We start from the raw sequence: 19,329 nt of genomic DNA, 5'->3' as shown, positions 1-19,329 counted from the left end.
GCCTTGCCGCAGGCCGTTCGCTCAGGCCAGGGTGCCGCCCAGCAACCAGGCGGTCGCCAACGCGCCGGCCAGGCACAGCAGCGCGCCTCCCGTAGCCTGCCAGTAGAACTGCCGCGCCAGCTCGTCTTCCCCGGCACTGGCGAGAATGAAGGGCTGTGCCTCCCGCGGCTTGCCCATGTGATGCTGCGCCGGCCGCTGGCTGGTCTGCCGATGGCGATCCTCGGCCTCCAGCTGCGCGGCCAGGCGCACGCGGCTCCACTCCTGCTCGTCCAGCCGACCGTTGCGATCGCTATCGAAGCGCTGCAGCAGGCCGGCGAAGTCGCCCTTCCATTCGCGGATCACCGCCCCCTGTGCCGCATCCAGGTCGAGGCCCTGGCGGCCGCCGCCACTGCTGCGGAACTCACCGATGGCGTACAACGGCTGGCCGCTATGCAGGCGCTCCTCGGTGTAGCGGTAACTCTTGCCGCCGTCCAGCCAGGCCATCCAGCCGCCCTTGGCCACGCCGCGCGGGTGGCGCAGGTTGCCGCGCCAGACCTCGCGGGTCGAGGGGCGCACCTCGGCGCCCCGCGGATCGATCAGGCACTGGCCGGTGCCGTCGCCCAGCAGCAGCCAGCCCTCGCTGCGGCCGCTCTCGACCACCCGCCAGCTGCGACTCTTGCCGTTGGACTGGTATTCCTCGATCTTGAAGCGCCACCACAGGCAGGGCTTGCCGGTCAGGGGGGCGACTATCGCGGTATCGGCCTGCTCCTGCAGCACGCCGTAGAACTCGACGTAGCCCTGGGCCGCCGAGCGGATCTTCGAAGTCGGCGTGTCCAGCAGGTGGCGCGCCTGGCTCAGGCGGCGCAGGCCCCACCAGGCACCGCCGACGCTCGCGGCCAGGCTCAGGGCCAGGCCGAACAGCAGTTCCTCGATCGCCACGGCTCAGCCGAACAGGGTCTTGAGGTCGACGTCGGCCTTCTCCGCCTCGCTGAACTGCAACAGCTCGGCACTCTTGAAGGCGAAGAAACGGGCGAGCAGCACGTCGGGGAACTGCTCGATGCGCACGTTGCTCAGGTTGACCGCCTCGTTGTACAGCTCGCGGCGATCGGCGATGCCGTTCTCCAGGCCGCTGATGCGCTGCTGCAGGTGCTGGAAACTGTCGTTGGCCTTGAGGTCCGGATAGTTCTCGGCCAGGGCGAACAGCTGGCCCAGTCCGGCGCGCAGGCCACTCTCGGCCTTGCCCAGGGCGCCCACGTCATGCTGTTCGCGGGCGCTGGCCACGGCGCTGCGGGCGGCGATCACCCGCTCCAGGGTGGTGCGCTCGTGCTGCATGTATTGCTTGCAGGTCTCCACCAGCTTGGGCAACTCCTCATGGCGCTGCTTGAGCAGCACATCGATATTGGCCCAGGCCTTGCCGACCCCGTGCTTGAGGCGCACCAGGCCGTTGTAGAGGATCACCGCATAGGCGGCGACCAGGATCAGGATGACGAGAGTAGCGACGCTGCTGAGGCTCATGGGGTGTTCTCCATAACGACGGGCCGTGATGATCGACAAAGGATGCGAGCCGGCATTCTACCGGCATCCCGGGCGGCAGGCGCAGACGCGGCGCACGGCTTTTGTGCCGGCGCAGCGCAATATTCCTTTGCGCTTAATGCAAATCTTTCGCATTATGTTGCGACTTTTCTGAGCGCAATCGCTCATGCCTCTCACTTATCACGCAAAGGATGTCGTCATGATTCGTATGCCCCTGGCTTCCGCCAGCCTGCTGGCCATCGCCATTTCCCTCGCCGGTTGCGGCGAAGACCAGGCCCCTGCCACGCAAGCTGCCGTCCCCGCCGCCACCGCGGCGGTAGCCAAGGTCAGCACGATCGACGAAGCCGCCGGCAAGGCCGTGGTCAGCCACTACGCCGACCTGGCGCTGGCCGTGTTCAGCGACGCGGCGAGCACCGGCAAGGCCCTGCAGGGCGCCATCGACGCGCTGCTGGCCGACCCGACCCCGGCCACCCTGCAGGCGGCTCGCGAGGCCTGGCTGGCCGCCCGCGTGCCCTACATGCAGAGCGAGGTGTTCCGTTTCGGCAATGCCGTGGTCGACGACTGGGAAGGCCAGCTCAACGCCTGGCCGCTGGACGAGGGCCTGATCGACTACGTCGCCAGCGATTACCAGCACGCCCTGGGCAACCCGGGCGCGGCCGCCAATATCATCGCCAACAGCCAGATCCAGCTGGGCGAAGATCAGCTCGACGTAGCCGAAATCACCCCGGAACTGCTCGCCAGCCTGAACGAGCTGGGCGGCTCGGAAGCCAACGTCGCCACCGGCTACCACGCCGTCGAGTTCCTCCTCTGGGGCCAGGACCTCAACGGCAGCAATCCGGGTGCCGGTGAGCGTCCGGCCAGCGACTTCCTGGTCGGCGAAGGCGCCACCGGCGGCCACAACGAGCGTCGCCGCGCCTACCTGAAGGCCGCCACCGAACTGCTGGTCGCCGACCTGGACGAGATGGTCGGCCAGTGGCAGCCGGGCGTGGCCGACAACTACCGCGCCAGCCTGGAGGCCGAGTCGCCCGAGAACGGCCTGCGCAAGATGCTGTTCGGCATGGGCAGCCTGTCTCTCGGCGAACTGGCCGGCGAGCGCATGAAGGTCGCCCTGGAGGCCAACTCCACCGAGGACGAGCACGACTGCTTCAGCGACAACACCCACAACTCGCACTTCTACAACGCCAAGGGCATCCGCAACGTCTACCTCGGCGAGTACCGCAAGGTCGACGGCAGCACCCTGAGCGGCCCGAGCCTGTCCGCCCTGCTCGCCAAGGTCGACGCCCAGGCCGACAGCACCCTGCAGAGCGACCTGCAAACCACCGAGGCCAAGCTGCAGGCCCTGGTCGACAGCGCCGAGAAGAACGACCAGCACTTCGACCAGCTGATCGCCGCCGATAACGCCGCCGGCCAGCAGATCGTTCGCGACGCCATCGCCGCCCTGGTGGCGCAGACCGGCGCCATCGAGCAGGCAGCTGGCAAGCTGGGCATCGGCGACCTCAACCCGGACACCGCCGACCACCAGTTCTAAGCCGGCGCGGCAACACCAAGCCGATGCGCCTCCGGGCGCATCGGCTTTTTTTCGTCCGCGGTTGCCCCAGCAGGGCATCATCGCGACTGGTCCGCTTATGGGGTGCGACCATTCGCCCGCACAACAAACGCAAATCGCTCTTATTTAACGCGGACCGGGCTGTTAAGATTGCCCGCCCGATTCTGCTGCCGCGGACCCGTTCGATGCGTGCCCCCCTGCCCCGCCTGCCCGCCCTATCGTGCATCCTGCTCGCCTGCGCCCTGACGGCCTGCGACCAGGCGCCCCGCTTCACCCAGGCCGAGCCCGGCGAGGCCCTGTCCGGCGGCAGTGCCACGGTGTTCAAGACCGACCACAATGCCTACTCCCTGCCCGCGGCCAATCTCTCGCCATCACGGCGCCTGGACTTCAGCGTGGGCAACAGCTTCTTCCGCAACCCCTGGGTGACGGCCCCCGCGACCACCACCGCGCGCGACGGCCTGGGCCCGCTGTTCAACACCAACGCCTGCCAGAATTGCCACATCAAGGACGGCCGTGGCCATCCCCCCGAGGCCGATGCCCTCAGCGCCACCTCACTGCTGGTGCGCCTGTCGTTGCCGGCCGGTGCCGAGCATGGCGAAACGCTGAAGCGCCTGGGCGTGCTGCCCGAGCCGACCTACGGCGGCCAGCTGCAGGATATGGCCAACCCCGGGGTCGCCGCCGAGGGCAAGGTACGCGTGAGCTACAGCCCGCAGACAGTCAAGTTCGCCGACGGCCACGAGGTCGAACTGCGCCGCCCGAGCCTGCAGATCAGCCAGCTCGGCTACGGCCCGCTGCACCCGGATACGCAGTTCTCCCCACGCATCGCCCCGCCGATGATCGGCCTCGGCCTGCTCGAGGCCATTCCGGAGGCCGCACTGCTGGCCAACGCCGACCCCGAGGACGCAGACGGCGATGGCATTTCCGGCCGGCCCAACCGGGTCTGGGACGACGCCCTGCAGCGCACCGTGCTCGGCCGCTTCGGCTGGAAGGCCGGGCAGCCCAACCTCAACCAGCAGAACGCCCACGCCTTCGCCGGCGACATGGGCCTGACCAGCGCCCTGGTGACCGCCGATGACTGCAGCGAGCGGCAGGCCGACTGTCGCGCCGCCCCCGACGGTGGCGCGCCGGAGGTCAGCGACAGCATCCTCGCCAGCGTGCTGTTCTACAGCCGCAACCTGGGCGTGCCGGCGCGGCGCCGGGTCGAGGATGCCCAGGTGCTGGCCGGCAAGGGGCTGTTTTTCCAGGCCGGTTGCCAGCGCTGCCACACCCCGAAGTTCACCACCGCGGCGGACGCCGCCGAACCCGAGTTGGCCAACCAGACCATCCGCCCCTATAGCGACCTGCTGCTGCACGACATGGGCAGCGGCCTGGCCGACGAGCGCAGCGAGTTCCTCGCCTCGGGCCGCGAGTGGCGCACGCCACCGCTATGGGGCATCGGCCTGACCGAAACGGTCAACGGCCATACCCAGTTCCTCCACGACGGCCGCGCCCGCAACCTGCTGGAGGCCATCCTCTGGCACGGCGGCGAGGCCGAGGCCGCGCGGCAACAGGTCCTCACCTTCGACGCCGAGCAGCGCACCGCGCTGCTGGCCTTCCTGAACTCGCTGTAAGGAGCCGTTCATGATCCGCTCGCCCTTCACCCTCGCCCTGCTGAGCCTGGCACTGGCGGCATGCTCGCCCAGCGACCCGCAGCAGCGGGTCAGCGTCGCGCTGACCGACGGCGTGCTGCTGCCGGCCTACGGCAGCTGGGCCGAAACCGACCGCCAGCTGGCCGCCAGCGCCCAGGCCTTCTGCAGCGGTCAGCAGGGCCTCGGCGATGCCCGCCAGGCCTTCCTCGCCGCCCAGAGCGCCTGGGCCGGGCTGCAACCCATGCTGATCGGCCCCCTGGCCGAGGGCAACCGTGCCTGGCAGGTGCAGTTCTGGCCGGACAAGAAGAACCTGGTGGCGCGCCAGGTGGGCGCCTTGCTTGAGCGCAAGCCACAGCTGAGCCCCGCCGACCTGGACAAGTCCAGCGTGGTGGTCCAGGGCCTGACGGCCTACGAATACCTGCTGTTCGATGCCGCCATCGACCTCGACGATGCCCAGCAACGCGCGCGCTACTGCCCGCTGCTCACCGCCGTCGGCCAGCACCAGCAGAACCTGGCGACAGACATGCTGGCGCAGTGGCAGGCCGCCGACGGCATGGCCGCACAGCTGCGCGAGTTCCCCAACGATCGCTTCGCCGACGCCGGCGAGGCCGTGGCCGAGTTGCTGCGCACCCAGGTCAGCGCCCTCGATGGCCTGAAGAAGAAGCTCGGCACCCCGCTCGGCCGGCAGACCAAGGGCCAGCCTCAGCCCTACCAGGCCGAGGCCTGGCGCAGCAATGCCAGCCTGGCCAGCCTGGCCGCCGCCCTCGCCGGCGCCGAGCGCCTCTGGCGAGGCGTCGAGAACGATGGCCTGCAGCAGCTGCTCGCCGGCGAGCACCAGGCCCTCGGCCAGCGCATCGACGACGCCTATGCCGACACCCGCCAGCGCCTCGCCGCCCAGCAGCGCCCGCTCGGCGAACTGCTCGCCGATGACGCCGGCCGCGCCGAGCTGAACGCGCTGTACGACAGCCTGGACAGCCTGCACCGCCTGCACGAGGCGGAGCTGGCCAAGGCCCTGGGCATCCAGCTGGGCTTCAACGCCCACGACGGCGACTGAGGCCATCACGCCATGCAACGCAGAACCTTCCTCGGCCTCGGCGCCGCGGCCCTGGCCGCCGGCGCCCTCGGCGGCTGGCGGCTGATCGGCAACGACCACCCGCCCCTGCTGATGTCCGCCCGCGACGACGGCGACGGCCGCCACTATGCCGTCGGCTACCGCCTGGACGGCAGCCGGGCCTTCGCCACCGAGGTCGGCGAGCGCTGCCACGACGTGGTGCCCCACCCGCAGCGGCCCCTGGCGCTGTTCGTCGGACGCCGGCCGAGCACCCAGAGCTACCTGATCGACACCCGCGACGGGCGCCTGCTGCAGACCCTGAACACACCGGCGCAGCGGCACTTCTACGGTCACGCGGTGTTCCACAAGGACGGCGAGTGGCTGTATGCCACCGAGAACGACACCGGCGAGCCCGGCCGCGGGGTGATAGGCCGCTACCGCCTGCAGGACGGCCAGCTGCAGCGCAACGGCGAGTTGTCCAGCCACGGCGTCGGCCCGCATCAGCTGCTGTGGCTGCCCGACGGCGAGACCCTGGTGGTGGCCAATGGCGGCATCCGCACCGAGGCCGACAGCCGGGTGGAGATGAACCTCGATGCCATGGCGTCCAGCCTGGTACTGCTGGCGCGCGACGGTAGCCTGCTGAGCAAGGAGCAACTGCCCGAACGGCAGAACAGCGTGCGCCACCTCGCGGTGGCCAGCGACGGCACCATCGTCAGTGGCCAGCAGTACATGGGGGCGGCCGACGACAACGCCCCCCTGCTGGCGATCAAGCGACCGGGCCAGGCCTTCCAGGCCTTTCCCCTGGGCGAGCCCCAGCGCCTGGCCATGAACCAGTACACCGCCAGCCTGGCGATCCACAGCGAACTGCGCCTGCTGGCCCTGACCGCCCCGCGCGGCAACCGCTTCTTCATCTGGGACCTGGACAGCGGCGCCCTGCGCCTGGACACCCCCCTGCCCGATTGCGCCGGCGTCGGCGCGGTGGCCGAGGGTTTCGTGGTCAGCTCCGGGGTCGCCCGCTGCCGCCTGTTCGATTGTCGAACGGCCCACATCGCCAGCCGCCCACTGCAGCTACCGGCCGGTCTGTGGGACAACCACCTGCGCCTGGCCTAGGTGCCGCCCCGGGACTCCGCAGCAGAACCACTCAAGCCTGGCCGCGACCTGCCGATAGCCAGACGCAGGTCCCGCACCTCGCTCTACGTCACATGGATGTCATGTTTCCCCGCTAGCCCGGACGCCGCGGCTACCGACCTCCATCCGCTGACTCGAGACCCCGACCCATGCCCTTGCAACGCTCCCTGCGCGCCCAGATCCTCACCCTGCTCGGCGGCAGCCTGCTGCTGATCCTGCTGATCGCCCTGGCCTGCTTCTCCTTCCTCTCCAGCGGCGTGCAGTCCTACCGCGAGCTGGTCGGCGGCACCCTGCACGCCTCGCGCCTGGTGGACGGCGCCAACCTCGAGTTCAAGGTACAGGTGCAGGAGTGGAAGAACGTCCTGCTGCGTGGCAAGAACCCCGCCGACCTGGACAAGTACTGGCGCCAGTTCCAGACCCAGGAAGGCAAGGTGCAGGAACTCCTCGGCGAGCTGCTGCAGGTCGCCGGCGAACAACAGGACCCCGAGCTGAAGAGCCAGGTCGAACGCCTGCGCAGCGAGCACCGCAGCATGGGCGAGGCCTACCGCCAGGGCCATGCCGCCTTCGTCGCCGCCGGCGCCGACGCGGCGGTCGGCGATGCCGCGGTCAAGGGCATCGACCGCGGCGCCAGCGAGCAGATGAGCGCCCTGGTCGAGCGGCTCAGCCAACGCGGCCTGAGCCAGTCAGCGGCCATCAGCAACGCGGCCGAGCGCACGACACAACTCGGCCTGGCGGTGCTGCTGCTGTCGAGCCTGCTGATCGGCCTGTTCAGCCTGTGGCTGGTCAATCGCAGCCTGGTCGAGCCGATTCGCAGGCTGATCGAGCACATCGGCCAGCTCAGCCGCGGCAACCTGGGTCAACGGGTCGACGCCAGCCGCCAGGACGAGCTCGGCCACCTGGCCGGCGCCGCCAACACCCTGCGCGACTTTCTCGCCGACACCTTTGCCCAGTTGCAGCGCGGCAGCGCCGACCTGGACGGCGCCAGCGGCGAGCTCAACGCCATCGCCACGCTGATGTCCCAGGGCTCGCGCGAGCAGTTCTCGCGCACCGATCAGGTCGCCACGGCGATGCACGAGATGTCCGCCACCGCCCAGGAAGTGGCCCGCCATGCCGCCGAAGCGGCCCACGCCGCGGACGATGCCGACCACTCCGCCCAGCAGGGCGAGCAGGTGATGCGCGCCACCATCGAGACCATCACCGGCATGCGCGGCGAGATCGCCAATACCGCCGAGGTGATCCGCCGCCTGGAAGCCGACAGCGGGCGCATCGGCAAGGTCCTGGAGGTGATCCGCGGTATCGCCGAGCAGACCAACCTGCTGGCCCTCAACGCCGCCATCGAAGCCGCCCGGGCCGGCGAACAGGGCCGCGGCTTCGCCGTGGTCGCCGACGAGGTGCGCACCCTGGCCCAGCGCACCGCCGAGTCCACCGCGGAGATCCACCAGATCATCGACACGGTGCAGAGCGGCGCGGTGAACGCGGTTCGCGCCATCGAAAGCGGACAGAACCGCAGCGAGGAAGGCGTCACCCAGGTCACCGAGGCCGGCGCCATGCTGCAGCGCATCACCGGCGCGGTGGAGGCGATCCGCGACATGAACCGGCAGATCGCCACCGCCGCCGAGGAACAGACCTCGGTGGCCGAAGACATCTCGCGCAACCTCACCGAGATCACCGCGATCGCCACCACCAACCAGGAGAACGTCCAGCGCACCGAGGCCGCCAGCCAGCACCTGCACAGCCTGTCCGGCCAGCTCGGCGAGGTGACCCAGCGCCTCCAGTCCTGACTGCCGGCGCCGCTGCGGCCCGCAGCGGCGCCCCTCCCCTCCGCCGGTGGCCACCGCGCAGCAAAATGCCACTATCGACCGGCAATTGCGTCGATAGCTCGAACACTCCGTTGCCAGAACAGGCGCTCGCAATCTTTTGCAAATGCGCCCTTTTGACTTGCCCGCGCCTTGGGTCTATGGTCGCTCTCTTGCCTATTCCCAGGCCCAATCAGCCCTGCCAAGGAACCGGAATATGTTGCTGCGCCGCATGCTCATCATGCTGGGCGTCGTCGCCCTCGTGGTGCTCGCCCTCGCCGCCTACAAAGGCTTCACCATCTACCAACAAATCCAGCAATTCTCGGCGCCGCAGCCGGCCATCGGCGTGTCGGCCACCACCGCCGCAGCACGCCCCTGGCAGAGCCGCCTGCCGGCCATCGGCACACTCAAGGCCTTCCAGGGCGTCGACCTGACCGTGGAAGTCGGCGGCACCGTGCGCGAGGTGCTGTTCCGCTCCGGCGAGAAGGTCGCGCGGGACCAGGCGCTGATCCAGATGGACAGCGAGGTCGAGCGTGCCAGCCTGGCCACCGCCGAGGCCGAGCTGGGCCTGGCGCGGGTCGAGTTCGAACGCGGGCGCAGCCTGGTCAGCCGCTCGAACATCTCCAAGAGCGAGTTCGACCGTCTCTCCGCCGAGCTGCAGAAGGCCAACGCCAGCGTCGCCCAGCTGCGCGCGCAGCTGGCGAAGAAGCGCATCCTCGCGCCCTTCTCCGGCACCATCGGCATCCGCCAGGTGGATGTCGGCGACTACCTGTCGCCCGGCGCCACCATCGCCACCCTGCAGGACCTGTCGACCCTGTTCGTCGACTTCTTCCTGCCCGAGCAGGCCGTGCCCAGGCTGGCCCTCGGCGAGCGCGTGCGCTTCAGTGTCGCCGCCTACCCGGGCGAGGTGTTCGAGGGCCGGATCGACGCGATCAACCCCAAGGTCGAAGCCAGCACCCGCAACGTGCAGGTACGCGCCACCCTGGACAACCCGGACGACAAACTGCTGCCGGGCATGTTCGCCAACCTGGAAGTGCTGCTGCCCGGTGAGCCGCAGCATATCCTGGTACCGGAAACCGCCATCACCTACACCCTGTACGGCAACTCGGTGTACGTGATCGGCGAGCGCCAGGGCGAAGACGGCGAGGCGCTGAAGGACGACCAAGGCCAGCCCCAATTGGCGGTGCAACGGCGCTTCGTCGAGACCGGCGAGCGCCGCGACGGCCAGGTGGTGATCCTCGAGGGCCTCGAGGCCGGCGAACAGGTGGTCACCGCCGGCCAGTTGAAACTGGACAACGGCGCCCACGTCGCCATCGTCGCCGACCCGGCCCTCGCAACGAACAGCCAGACCGGCGGCGCGCAGTAGCCGACGCCGGCGCAAAGGAACTGAATCATGGCTTTTACCGATCCCTTTATCCGTCGCCCGGTGCTGGCGACCGTGGTCAGCCTGTTGATCATCCTGCTCGGCCTGCAGGCGTTCAACAAGCTGACCATCCGCCAGTACCCGCAGCTGGAAAACGCCCTGATCACGGTGACCACCGCCTACCCCGGGGCCAACGCCGAGACCATCCAGGGCTATATCACCCAGCCGTTGCAGCAGAGCCTGGCCAGCGCCGACGGCATCGACTACATGACCTCGGTCAGCCGGCAGAACCTGTCGGTCGTGTCGATCTACGCGCGCATCGGCGCCGACAGCGACCGCCTGTTCACCGAGCTGCTGGCCAAGGCCAACGAGGTGAAGAACCAGCTGCCCCAGGACGCCGAGGACCCGGTGCTGAGCAAGGAGGCGGCCGACTCCACGGCGCTGATGTACATCAGCTTCTACAGCGACGAACTGTCCAACCCGCAGATCACCGACTACCTGTCGCGGGTCATCCAGCCCAAGCTGGCCACCCTGCCGGGCATGGCCGAGGCGGAGATTCTCGGCAACCAGGTCTTCGCCATGCGTCTGTGGCTCGATCCGGTGAAGATGGCCGCCTATGGCGTCACCGCCGCCGACGTCAACGACGCGGTGCGCCAGTACAACTTCCTCGCCGCTGCCGGCGAAGTGAAGGGCCAGTACGTGGTCACCAGCCTCAACGCCGAGACCGACCTGAAGACCCCCGAGGCCTTCGCCGCCATCCCGCTGAAGACCGCCGGCGACAGCCGGGTGCTGATCCGCGATGTGGCGCGGGTGGAGATGGGCGCGGAGAACTACGACTCGCTCAGCTCCTTCGACGGCATCCCCTCCGTCTACATCGCCATCAAGGGCACGCCCAGCGCCAATCCGCTGGACGTGATCAAGGAGGTGCGCGGCATCATGCCCGAGCTGGAGGCCCAGCTGCCGCCGAGCCTCAAGGTGGCCATCGCCTACGACGCCACCCGCTTCATCCAGGCCTCGATCGACGAGGTGGTGAAGACCCTGGGCGAGGCGGTGCTGATCGTCATCGTGGTGGTGTTCCTGTTCCTCGGCGCGTTCCGCTCGGTGCTGATCCCGGTGATCACCATCCCCCTGTCGATGATCGGCGTGCTGTTCTTCATGCAGCTGATGGGCTACTCGATCAACCTGCTGACCCTGCTGGCCATGGTCCTGGCCATCGGCCTGGTGGTGGACGACGCCATCGTCGTGGTGGAGAACATCCACCGCCATATCGAAGAGGGCAAGACGCCCTTCGACGCGGCCCTGGAGGGTGCCCGCGAGATCGCCGTGCCGGTGGTGTCGATGACCATCACCCTGGCCGCGGTCTATGCGCCGATCGGCTTCCTCGAGGGCCTGACCGGGGCGCTGTTCAAGGAATTCGCCCTGACCCTGGCCGGCGCGGTGATCATCTCCGGCATCGTCGCCCTGACCCTGTCGCCGATGATGTGCGCCAAGCTGTTGCGCCACGAGGAGAACCCCAGCGGCCTGGCGCACCGCCTGGATGTGCTGTTCGAGCGCCTCAAGCAGCGTTATCAGCGCGCCCTGCACGGCACCCTGGAGACCCGTCCGGTGGTGCTGGTGTTTGCCCTCATCGTGCTGTGCCTGATCCCGGCGCTGCTCAAGTTCACCGAGAGCGAGCTGGCGCCAGAGGAGGACCAGGGCATCGTGTTCATCATGGCCAACGCGCCGCAACCGACCAACCTGGAGTACATGAACCGCTACACCGACCAGTTCGTGACCATCTTCAAGGAGTTCCCCGAGTACTACTCGTCCTTCCAGATCAACGGCTTCAACGGCGTGCAGTCGGGCATCGGCGGCTTCCTCCTGACCCCCTGGGACGAGCGCGAGCGCACCCAGATGGAGCTGCTGCCCGAGGTGCAGGGGCGCCTGGCGCAGATTCCCGGGCTGCAGATCTTCGGCTTCAACCTGCCGTCCCTGCCGGGTACCGGCGAGGGCCTGCCGTTCCAGTTCGTGATCAACACCCCGAACGACTACGAGTCGCTGCTGCAGGTGGCCGAGCGGGTCAAGCAACGCGCCGAACAGTCCGGCAAGTTCGCCTTCCTCGACATCGACCTGGCCTTCGACAAGCCGGAAGTGGTGGTGGAGATCGACCGGCAGAAGGCCGCGCAGATGGGCGTGTCCATGCAGGACCTGGGGCTGACCCTGGCCAGCCTGCTCGGCGAGGGCGAGATCAACCGCTTCACCATCGACGGCCGCAGCTACAAGGTGATCGCCCAGGTCGAGCGCGCCTACCGCGACAACCCGGGCTGGCTCGGCAGCTACTACGTCAAGAGCGAGAGCGGGGAGATGCTGCCGCTGTCGACCCTGGTCAAGGTCAGCGACCGCGCCCGGCCGACCCAGCTCAACCAGTTCCAGCAACTCAACTCGGCGATCATCCAGGGCGTGCCGATCGTCAGCATGGGCGAGGCCATCGACACGGTGCGGCAGATCATGCTCGAGGAGGCCCCGGCCGGCTTCGCCGCCGACTACGCCGGCGCCGCGCGCCAGTACGTGCAGGAAGGCAGCGCGCTGTACGTCACCTTCGGCCTGGCCCTGGCGCTGATCTTCCTGGTGCTGGCCGCGCAGTTCGAGAGCTTCCGCGACCCGCTGGTGATCCTGGTGACCGTGCCGCTGTCGATCTGCGGCGCCCTGGTGCCGCTGTTCCTCGGCTTCTCCAGCATGAACATCTACACCCAGGTAGGCCTGGTGACCCTGATCGGCCTGATCACCAAGCACGGCATCCTGATCGTCGAGTTCGCCAACCAGCTGCGCCGCGAGCAGGGCCTGTCGCGCCGCGCCGCGGTGGAGCAGGCCGCGGCGATCCGCCTGCGCCCGGTGCTGATGACCACCGCGGCCATGGTCTTCGGCATGGTGCCGCTGATCCTCGCCAGCGGCGCCGGGGCGGTGAGCCGCTTCGACATCGGCCTGGTGATCGCCACCGGCATGTCGGTGGGCACCCTGTTCACCCTGTTCGTGCTGCCTTGCGTGTACAGCCTGCTGGCCCGTCCCGACCCGGTACCGAGCGCCGAGCCTGTCGTCGCACGCTGAGCCACGCCACTAAAAAGCCCCGCCGATGCGGGGCTTTTTAGTGGACGCTCCGGTCCCGCCGGACCAGGCCTCAGCCCCGCAAGCCCATGCCCTGGCTCAGGCCGAAGATAAACAGCAGCAGGTCCCGATCCGGGCTGACCTCGGCTGTCGGCCGCGGCTGGGGCGGCAGCGGGCAGTAGCCCAGGCCATTGCGGGTGATCACCTCGGGGCCCGGTTCCTGCCAAGCCGCCACCGCCAGGGAGGCCACGCCGAGCGAGGCGGCGAGGAACAGACTTCGAGCTATTTCTAGTTTCATCACTGCAACCTCTTGATAGCGCTGCCAAACGCTGTTCGCTAACCCTAGCCCAGCCCTCGCCGCTTCGTCGGCCGCCACGACAAACGGTCACCCGCTCATGACTGGGCCACGGTCTGCGGCGAGCTGAAGCCGAGTAACACCCTGGAGTCACCTTAGTGCCCACGCCCCCGCTTTCAGGCCGCGCGCACCGGAGCCTGCTGCCGGCACGGGGCCAGGCGCGGACCACCACCCGCCCCGCGCAGACACCCGGACCAGAGCACTTCCATCTGAGTAAACACGAAGGAGCCGAGGCCTGTGCGGTGCACCTCGGTCATGCGACGCCCCCAATCCGGTGGCGCGAGGAGAAAACGCGCAATTTACGTACCGCCTTGCCCGGCGCCCGTCGGATGGCGAAAAGATGCCTGCGCCGAAAAAAGAAAACCCCGCGACAAGCGCGGGGTTTTCGTTACAGCTCAGGGTGCCGGGTGGCTTACATCATGCCGCCCATACCGCCCATGCCGCCCATGCCGCCCATGTCCGGCATGGCCGGAGCGGCCTTGTCGTCGACCACTTCGGCGATCATCGCCTCGGTGGTGATCATCAGGCTGCCGATGGAAGCGGCGGCCTGCAGGGCCGAACGGGTGACCTTGGCCGGATCGAGGATACCCATCTCGATCATGTCGCCGTACTGGCCGGTCGCGGCGTTGTAGCCGTAGTTGCCTTCGCCCTGCTTGACCTTGTCGACCACCACGCTCGGCTCGTCGCCGGCGTTGGCGACGATCTGGCGCAGCGGCGCTTCGACGGCGCGGCGCAGCAGCGCGATACCGACGTTCTGGTCGTCGTTCTCGCCCTTCAGCTCGCTGATGGCCTGCAGTGCGCGCACCAGGGCCACGCCACCGCCAGGCACCACGCCTTCTTCGACGGCTGCACGGGTCGCGTGCAGGGCGTCTTCGACGCGGGCCTTCTTCTCTTTCATCTCGACTTCGGTACCGGCGCCGACCTTGATCACCGCAACACCGCCAGCCAGCTTGGCCAGACGCTCTTGCAGCTTCTCCTTGTCGTAGTCGGAAGTGGTGTCTTCGACCTGCTTGCGGATCTGCGCCACGCGGGCTTCGATGTCCACCTGCTGACCGGCACCGTCGATGATGGTGGTGTTTTCCTTGCTCAGGACCACGCGCTTGGCGTTACCCAGGTGCTCCAGGGTGGCGCCTTCCAGGCTCAGGCCGACTTCTTCGGAGATGACGGTACCGCCGGTGAGGATGGCGATGTCCTGCAGCATGGCCTTGCGACGATCGCCGAAGCCCGGCGCCTTGACGGCGGCGACCTTGACGATGCCGCGCATGTTGTTGACCACCAGGGTGGCCAGCGCTTCGCCTTCGACATCTTCTGCGACGATCAGCAGCGGACGACCGGCCTTGGCGACGGCTTCCAGCACCGGCAGCATTTCGCGGATGTTGGAGATCTTCTTGTCGACCAGCAGGATCAGCGGGGTCTCCAGCTCGGCGACCATGGTGTCCGGCTTGTTGATGAAGTACGGCGACAGGTAGCCGCGGTCGAACTGCATGCCTTCGACGACCGACAGTTCGTTCTCCAGGCCCGAACCCTCCTCGACGGTGATCACGCCTTCCTTGCCGACCTTCTCCATGGCCTGGGCGATGATGTCGCCGATGGAGCTGTCGGAGTTGGCGGAGATGGTGCCGACCTGGGCGATGGCCTTGGTGTCGGCGCACGGCTTGGACAGCTCCTTGAGCTCCTTGACGATGGCGATGGTGGCCTTGTCGATACCGCGCTTCAGATCCATCGGGTTCATGCCGGCAGCGACGGCCTTGAGGCCTTCGTTGACGATGGCCTGAGCCAGAACGGTAGCGGTGGTGGTGCCGTCACCGGCCTCGTCGTTGGCCTTGGAGGCGACGTCCTTGACCAGCTGGGCGCCCATGTTCTCGAAGCGATCCTTCAGCTCGATTTCCTTGGCCACGGACACGCCGTCCTTGGTGATGGTTGGAGCGCCGAAGCTCTTCTCCAGCACCACGTTGCGGCCTTTCGGGCCGAGGGTGGCCTTGACCGCGTCGGCCAGGACGTTGACGCCGGAGAGCATCTTCTTGCGGGCGGAGTCGCCGAATTTGACTTCTTTAGCTGCCATGGTGATTGATCCTCAATTCTTGACGGTTAGACGGAGATTCGCGGGACTCAGGCTTCGATGACGGCGAGGATTTCGTTCTCGCCCATCACCAGCAGGTCTTCGCCGTCGACCTTGACGGTGTTGCTGCCGCTGTACGGGCCGAATACCACCTTGTCGCCGACCTTGACGGCCAGCGGACGGACTTCGCCGTTGTCCAGCACGCGACCGGTGCCGACGGCGACGATCTCGCCCTGGTTCGGCTTCTCGGCAGCGGAACCCGGCAGCACGATGCCGCCCGCAGTCTTGGTTTCTTCTTCGCTGCGACGGATCACGACGCGGTCATGCAGAGGACGAAGCTTCATTGTCGATCTCTCCCAACTAGGTTGTTTTCATCGGCCGGTGTCTTCACCGGCGGGTTAGCAAAGTCCGGCGGTGCCGGTTGCGCTGTGCCTGGCACAACGCGAAAGTCTGTTCTGCCGAAGCCGACAGAAAACCTTGCGGTGACCGCTACATAAGGGCGTACCAGGGGAATTCAAGGGCAGCGCAGAAATTTTTTGCCGCCTGCGCCCTCGCGGATAGCGCCGGGCCCAGGGGCAGAAGGCGGGCGACTAGTCGCGGCGCTCGTACTCGCCCTCCAGCACGTCCGGCTGCTTGGCACCCGGCCGAGCGGGTCCGGAACGTGCGGCCAGGTCGTCGGCGAAGGCGCGCTGACGCATGGCCTGCTCGGCGGCGCGCTGGCGCAGCTTGGCGACCAGCAGGCGACGGGTGAAGGGAATCAGGCAGAACAGGCCGAAGATGTCGCTGATGAAGCCCGGCAGCAGCAACAGCCCCCCGCCCACGGCGATCAGCAGGCCTTCGAGCATTTCCTGCTCGGGCAGCTCGCCGCGGGCCAGCTTCTCGCGGGCGCGCCAGGCGGTGGCGACGCCGGCCACGCGCAACAGCACGCTGCCGAGAATGGCCGTGGCGATCACCAGCAACAGGGTCGGCAACACGCCGATGGCGCCCCCCACCTTGATCAGCACGGCCAGTTCGAGGATCGGGAACAGCAGGAACAACAACAGGAAAACGCGCATCGAGGGTCCTTAAACGGAAGAACTGCTTCCAGTACTACTGAGATAGGGGGCCTTGCCGGCAATTCAAGGCGCAGCGACACCGTCGGTCGGCCAGACCGCGGCACGGGCCAGCTGCACCAGCGCCTGGCGCACCGCCCCCGGGCTGTCGCAGGGCACCGGGAAGGGCAGCCAGTGCAGGGCCTGGCCGATACGCAGGTGGAACCCCTCGCCATCGATGCCGACCAACTCGGCCGGGGCGTGGCGTGGCAGACCGGCCAGCTCGACGTAATGGGCAATGGCCGCGGCGTGATCGCGGTTCATGTGCTCGAGCATGTCGACCTCGACGTCCCCGGTGAAGGGGTTGGCCAGGGCCACCTGCTCCAGCCAGTGGATGGCACCGAAGCCGCCGATATAGCGCCAACGCACCGGTTCCAGGCGCCAGAAATCGAAGTCGTGGGCGCGGTGATAGTTCTGCGACTCGGGAAAGAAACGGTAATAGCGCGTCGCCGCCGCCTCGATGGCCGCCTCGTCACACAATTGTCGCGCTTCGGCGAGCAGAGTGAGACGGCCGACCGCCTGCACATCTTCGGCGCCGCGCTCGCCGACCAACAGCGAGCACTTGGCGTCCTGCCCGAGGTTATGGGTGTGCTGGGCGATGCGGCTGATCAGGATCAGCGGCCAGCCCTGGGCATCCAGGCAGTAGGGCACCACCGATCCGAACGGAAAGCCCGGCATGGCTTTCGAATGGGTGGACAGCACCCCCCGGTATTCCTTGAGCAGCAATTCTCGGGCATGCTTGCCGGCTTTCACGCTCACCTCATGACTCCTCGCAAAGAATCCGTCACAAACGGACAGGCGCCCTAGAATAGCGGTTCGCGTGCGCCAGCGGGGCAAAAGCAGCACCTTTAGGGGATACAGCGATGCAACTCAGAGACAAAGTCATCATCATCACCGGCGGCTGCCAGGGCCTGGGCCGGGCCATGGGCGAGTACCTGGCGGCCAAGGGCGCCAAACTGGCCCTGGTCGACCTGAACCAGGACAAGCTCGACGAGGCCGTGGCTGCCTGCAAGGCCGCCGGCGGCGAGGCCCGCAGCTATATCTGCAACGTCGCCGACGAGGAGCAGGTGACCCACATGGTCGCCCAGGTCGCCGCCGACTTCGGCGCGATCAACGGCCTGGTGAACAACGCCGGCATCCTGCGCGACGGCCTGACCCTCAAGGTCAAGGACGGCGAGATCAGCAAGATGAGCCTGGCCCAGTGGCAGGCGGTGATCGACGTCAACCTGACCGGCGTGTTCCTCTGCACCCGCGAAGTGGCGGCGAAGATGATCGAGCTGCAGAACCAGGGCGCCATCGTCAACATCTCCTCGATCTCCCGGGCCGGCAACATGGGCCAGGCCAACTACTCCGCCGCCAAGGCCGGCGTCGCCGCCGACACCGTGGTCTGGGCCAAGGAACTGGCGCGCTACGGCATTCGCGTCGCCGGCGTGGCGCCGGGCTTCATCGAGACCGAGATGACCCTGGGCATGAAGCCCGAGGCCCTGGACAAGATGACCGCCGGCATTCCGCTGCGGCGCATGGGCAAGCCCGCCGAGATCGCCCACTCGGTGGCCTATATCCTGGAGAACGACTACTACACCGGGCGCATCCTGGAGCTGGACGGCGGCCTGCGCCTGTAAGCCTCTCCTCGCGGCATGAAAAGCCCCGCCTAGGCGGGGCTTTCGGTTTCCGGCTCGCTGCCCTTCACCAGCCGACGCCGAAGCCCAGGCTGTAATGGGTCTCGTCCAGCTCGCCGTCGGCGCCGCTGACCAGGTCCTTCTCCGCCTTCATGTTCAGCGAGGCCCAGCTGTTGACCTTGTAGCGCAGGCCGACCTCGGCATCCAGGGTGTAGTCGGCGACGTTGGCCAGCGGCTTGCCGACCTCGCCGCTGCTGAACAGCTCGATGCTCTTGCCGACCAGGTAGCGGTTGTAGTCCCACTTGGTGCTCAGGGCGTAGAAGTTCTCCTTCTGACCGTCGGCGAACAGGTAGTCGCTGCGGTTGAGCAGGCCGGTGACCGAGAAGGCGCCCAACTCGTTGTCCCAGAACTGGTAACCCGGTCCGGTACCCAGAGTGCGCTGGCGCTCCAACTCCTCGATCTGGTCATGCTTGTATTCCAGGCGCCCCTGCCAGAACCAGTGTTCGTCGAGGAAACGGTCCAGGGCGTACTCGGCATTCCAGTTGTCGCTGGCCACTACGCCATCCTGGTACCGGCGGTTGTAGCCGGCTTCGGCGCCATGCCGCCACAGGCCATGGCGAGCCTGGGTCTTCAGGTCGATGTCATAGTCATCGGTGGCGGACTCGCCGCGCTTGTAGTCCAGCGCCGCATCGACATTGCCCTTCCAGGTCAGATCCTCGACCAGTGGCTTGGGCTTCATGATCTGCTGGATGCTGGCCAATTCGACGGTGCGCGGCGTCTCGCCGTTGGCCAGGATGACCCTGCCCGGCTCGGCGGCATGCAGACTCTTGGCGCGCTCGCCGCTCACCGCGTCCTCCTTGATCAGCAGTTCCTGATCGCTCTCCAGGGTGGCGACCTTCTTCCAGTCCAGGGTGATAGCGCCACCGTAGTCGGTTTGCAGCAACAACTTGCCGCCGTCGAAGAACTTGATCTTGCCGGTCAGGCGATCGCCGTTCTTCAACCAGACGGTATCGGCCAGCAGCGGAGAAGCGGCCAGGGTAAGGGCCAGGCACAGCAGGGATCGGGAATACATGGGAAGGACCGGAAATGCTCGGTTTGGT

At 67.7% G+C, this 19,329-nt stretch carries 17 protein-coding genes and 1 pseudogene; 10 read left to right on the top strand and 8 right to left on the bottom strand.

Annotated elements, in window-relative coordinates; genetic code table 11:
* Positions 1-21: 21 nt before the first annotated feature.
* Positions 22-918, bottom strand: a complete 897-nt coding sequence (locus tag ACSX1C_RS20530) for a GIDE domain-containing protein (protein WP_439887639.1) — start codon at positions 916-918, stop codon at positions 22-24.
* Between the two features lie 3 nt (positions 919-921).
* Positions 922-1,494 (bottom strand): LemA family protein, encoded by a 573-nt coding sequence (locus tag ACSX1C_RS20525; RefSeq protein ID WP_439887638.1) that lies wholly within the window; start codon positions 1,492-1,494, stop codon positions 922-924.
* A 28-nt stretch (positions 1,495-1,522) separates the two neighbouring features.
* On the opposite strand from ACSX1C_RS20525, the gene ACSX1C_RS20520 reads away from it, so the two are divergent.
* From ACSX1C_RS20520 to ACSX1C_RS20480, 9 genes and pseudogenes are all read left to right on the top strand, one after another.
* Entirely contained in the window at positions 1,523-1,666 is a 144-nt protein-coding gene (locus ACSX1C_RS20520) for a hypothetical protein (protein WP_439887637.1), read from the top strand.
* Positions 1,667-1,711: 45 nt separating this feature from the next.
* A complete protein-coding gene (locus tag ACSX1C_RS20515) occupies positions 1,712-3,040 on the top strand; it encodes an imelysin family protein (protein WP_439887636.1) in 1,329 nt (442 codons plus the stop codon).
* Between the two features lie 203 nt (positions 3,041-3,243).
* Positions 3,244-4,668 carry a di-heme oxidoreductase family protein gene (locus ACSX1C_RS20510; protein WP_439887635.1) on the top strand — a complete coding sequence of 475 codons (1,425 nt, stop codon included), beginning with the start codon at positions 3,244-3,246 and terminating at the stop codon, positions 4,666-4,668.
* A gap of 10 nt (positions 4,669-4,678) precedes the next feature.
* Positions 4,679-5,740, top strand: a complete 1,062-nt coding sequence (locus ACSX1C_RS20505) for an imelysin family protein (protein WP_439887634.1) — start codon at positions 4,679-4,681, stop codon at positions 5,738-5,740.
* Positions 5,741-5,752: 12 nt separating this feature from the next.
* Positions 5,753-6,847 (top strand): DUF1513 domain-containing protein, encoded by a 1,095-nt coding sequence (locus ACSX1C_RS20500; protein ID WP_439887633.1) that lies wholly within the window; start codon positions 5,753-5,755, stop codon positions 6,845-6,847.
* A gap of 167 nt (positions 6,848-7,014) precedes the next feature.
* A pseudogene (locus ACSX1C_RS20495) lies at positions 7,015-7,713 on the top strand (methyl-accepting chemotaxis protein); the annotation flags it as partial.
* A 165-nt stretch (positions 7,714-7,878) separates the two neighbouring features.
* The gene (locus ACSX1C_RS20490) at positions 7,879-8,646 is read left to right on the top strand and encodes a methyl-accepting chemotaxis protein (RefSeq protein WP_439889452.1); all 768 of its coding nucleotides are present in this window, start codon (positions 7,879-7,881) and stop codon (positions 8,644-8,646) included.
* A 232-nt stretch (positions 8,647-8,878) separates the two neighbouring features.
* Positions 8,879-10,027, top strand: a complete 1,149-nt coding sequence (locus ACSX1C_RS20485; protein ID WP_439887632.1) for an efflux RND transporter periplasmic adaptor subunit — start codon at positions 8,879-8,881, stop codon at positions 10,025-10,027.
* Positions 10,028-10,054: 27 nt separating this feature from the next.
* Entirely contained in the window at positions 10,055-13,108 is a 3,054-nt protein-coding gene (locus ACSX1C_RS20480; RefSeq protein ID WP_439887631.1) for a multidrug efflux RND transporter permease subunit, read from the top strand.
* Between the two features lie 70 nt (positions 13,109-13,178).
* On the opposite strand, the gene ACSX1C_RS20475 is transcribed toward ACSX1C_RS20480, so the two are convergent.
* The 5 genes from ACSX1C_RS20475 to ACSX1C_RS20455 form a co-directional block, all read right to left on the bottom strand.
* Entirely contained in the window at positions 13,179-13,403 is a 225-nt protein-coding gene (locus ACSX1C_RS20475) for a hypothetical protein (protein WP_439887630.1), read from the bottom strand.
* A 469-nt stretch (positions 13,404-13,872) separates the two neighbouring features.
* Positions 13,873-15,522 carry a chaperonin GroEL gene (gene groL, locus ACSX1C_RS20470; RefSeq protein ID WP_439887629.1) on the bottom strand — a complete coding sequence of 550 codons (1,650 nt, stop codon included), beginning with the start codon at positions 15,520-15,522 and terminating at the stop codon, positions 13,873-13,875.
* A gap of 47 nt (positions 15,523-15,569) precedes the next feature.
* Positions 15,570-15,863, bottom strand: a complete 294-nt coding sequence (locus ACSX1C_RS20465; protein WP_021445335.1) for a co-chaperone GroES — start codon at positions 15,861-15,863, stop codon at positions 15,570-15,572.
* A 246-nt stretch (positions 15,864-16,109) separates the two neighbouring features.
* The gene (locus tag ACSX1C_RS20460) at positions 16,110-16,574 is read right to left on the bottom strand and encodes an FxsA family protein (RefSeq protein ID WP_439887628.1); all 465 of its coding nucleotides are present in this window, start codon (positions 16,572-16,574) and stop codon (positions 16,110-16,112) included.
* A gap of 63 nt (positions 16,575-16,637) precedes the next feature.
* A complete protein-coding gene (locus ACSX1C_RS20455) occupies positions 16,638-17,369 on the bottom strand; it encodes a HugZ family protein (protein WP_439887627.1) in 732 nt (243 codons plus the stop codon).
* A gap of 104 nt (positions 17,370-17,473) precedes the next feature.
* Here ACSX1C_RS20455 and ACSX1C_RS20450 point away from each other — a divergent pair, with 104 nt between their 5' ends.
* Positions 17,474-18,232 (top strand): SDR family oxidoreductase, encoded by a 759-nt coding sequence (locus tag ACSX1C_RS20450; protein ID WP_439887626.1) that lies wholly within the window; start codon positions 17,474-17,476, stop codon positions 18,230-18,232.
* A 64-nt stretch (positions 18,233-18,296) separates the two neighbouring features.
* On the opposite strand, the gene ACSX1C_RS20445 is transcribed toward ACSX1C_RS20450, so the two are convergent.
* Positions 18,297-19,301 carry a DUF481 domain-containing protein gene (locus ACSX1C_RS20445; RefSeq protein WP_439887625.1) on the bottom strand — a complete coding sequence of 335 codons (1,005 nt, stop codon included), beginning with the start codon at positions 19,299-19,301 and terminating at the stop codon, positions 18,297-18,299.
* Positions 19,302-19,329 lie beyond the last annotated feature (28 nt).

Source organism: Pseudomonas sp. MBLB4123 (genome assembly GCF_051904775.1).
GTDB classification, from domain to species: Bacteria; Pseudomonadota; Gammaproteobacteria; order Pseudomonadales; family Pseudomonadaceae; genus Aquipseudomonas; species Aquipseudomonas benzenivorans_B.
Note: the sequence above shows the minus strand (reverse complement) of the source record. Positions and strands in the feature narration are given on the sequence as shown.

Coding starts and splice junctions, on each gene's coding strand:
- ACSX1C_RS20525 (WP_439887638.1), bottom strand. CDS start 1,494: ATGAGCCTCAGCAGCGTCGCTACTCTCGTCATCCTGATCCTGGTCGCC.
- ACSX1C_RS20520 (WP_439887637.1), top strand. CDS start 1,523: ATGATCGACAAAGGATGCGAGCCGGCATTCTACCGGCATCCCGGGCGG.
- ACSX1C_RS20515 (WP_439887636.1), top strand. CDS start 1,712: ATGATTCGTATGCCCCTGGCTTCCGCCAGCCTGCTGGCCATCGCCATT.
- ACSX1C_RS20510 (WP_439887635.1), top strand. CDS start 3,244: ATGCGTGCCCCCCTGCCCCGCCTGCCCGCCCTATCGTGCATCCTGCTC.
- ACSX1C_RS20505 (WP_439887634.1), top strand. CDS start 4,679: ATGATCCGCTCGCCCTTCACCCTCGCCCTGCTGAGCCTGGCACTGGCG.
- ACSX1C_RS20500 (WP_439887633.1), top strand. CDS start 5,753: ATGCAACGCAGAACCTTCCTCGGCCTCGGCGCCGCGGCCCTGGCCGCC.
- ACSX1C_RS20490 (WP_439889452.1), top strand. CDS start 7,879: ATGTCCCAGGGCTCGCGCGAGCAGTTCTCGCGCACCGATCAGGTCGCC.
- ACSX1C_RS20485 (WP_439887632.1), top strand. CDS start 8,879: ATGTTGCTGCGCCGCATGCTCATCATGCTGGGCGTCGTCGCCCTCGTG.
- ACSX1C_RS20480 (WP_439887631.1), top strand. CDS start 10,055: ATGGCTTTTACCGATCCCTTTATCCGTCGCCCGGTGCTGGCGACCGTG.
- ACSX1C_RS20475 (WP_439887630.1), bottom strand. CDS start 13,403: ATGAAACTAGAAATAGCTCGAAGTCTGTTCCTCGCCGCCTCGCTCGGC.
- groL (WP_439887629.1), bottom strand. CDS start 15,522: ATGGCAGCTAAAGAAGTCAAATTCGGCGACTCCGCCCGCAAGAAGATG.
- ACSX1C_RS20465 (WP_021445335.1), bottom strand. CDS start 15,863: ATGAAGCTTCGTCCTCTGCATGACCGCGTCGTGATCCGTCGCAGCGAA.
- ACSX1C_RS20460 (WP_439887628.1), bottom strand. CDS start 16,574: ATGCGCGTTTTCCTGTTGTTGTTCCTGCTGTTCCCGATCCTCGAACTG.
- ACSX1C_RS20450 (WP_439887626.1), top strand. CDS start 17,474: ATGCAACTCAGAGACAAAGTCATCATCATCACCGGCGGCTGCCAGGGC.
- ACSX1C_RS20445 (WP_439887625.1), bottom strand. CDS start 19,301: ATGTATTCCCGATCCCTGCTGTGCCTGGCCCTTACCCTGGCCGCTTCT.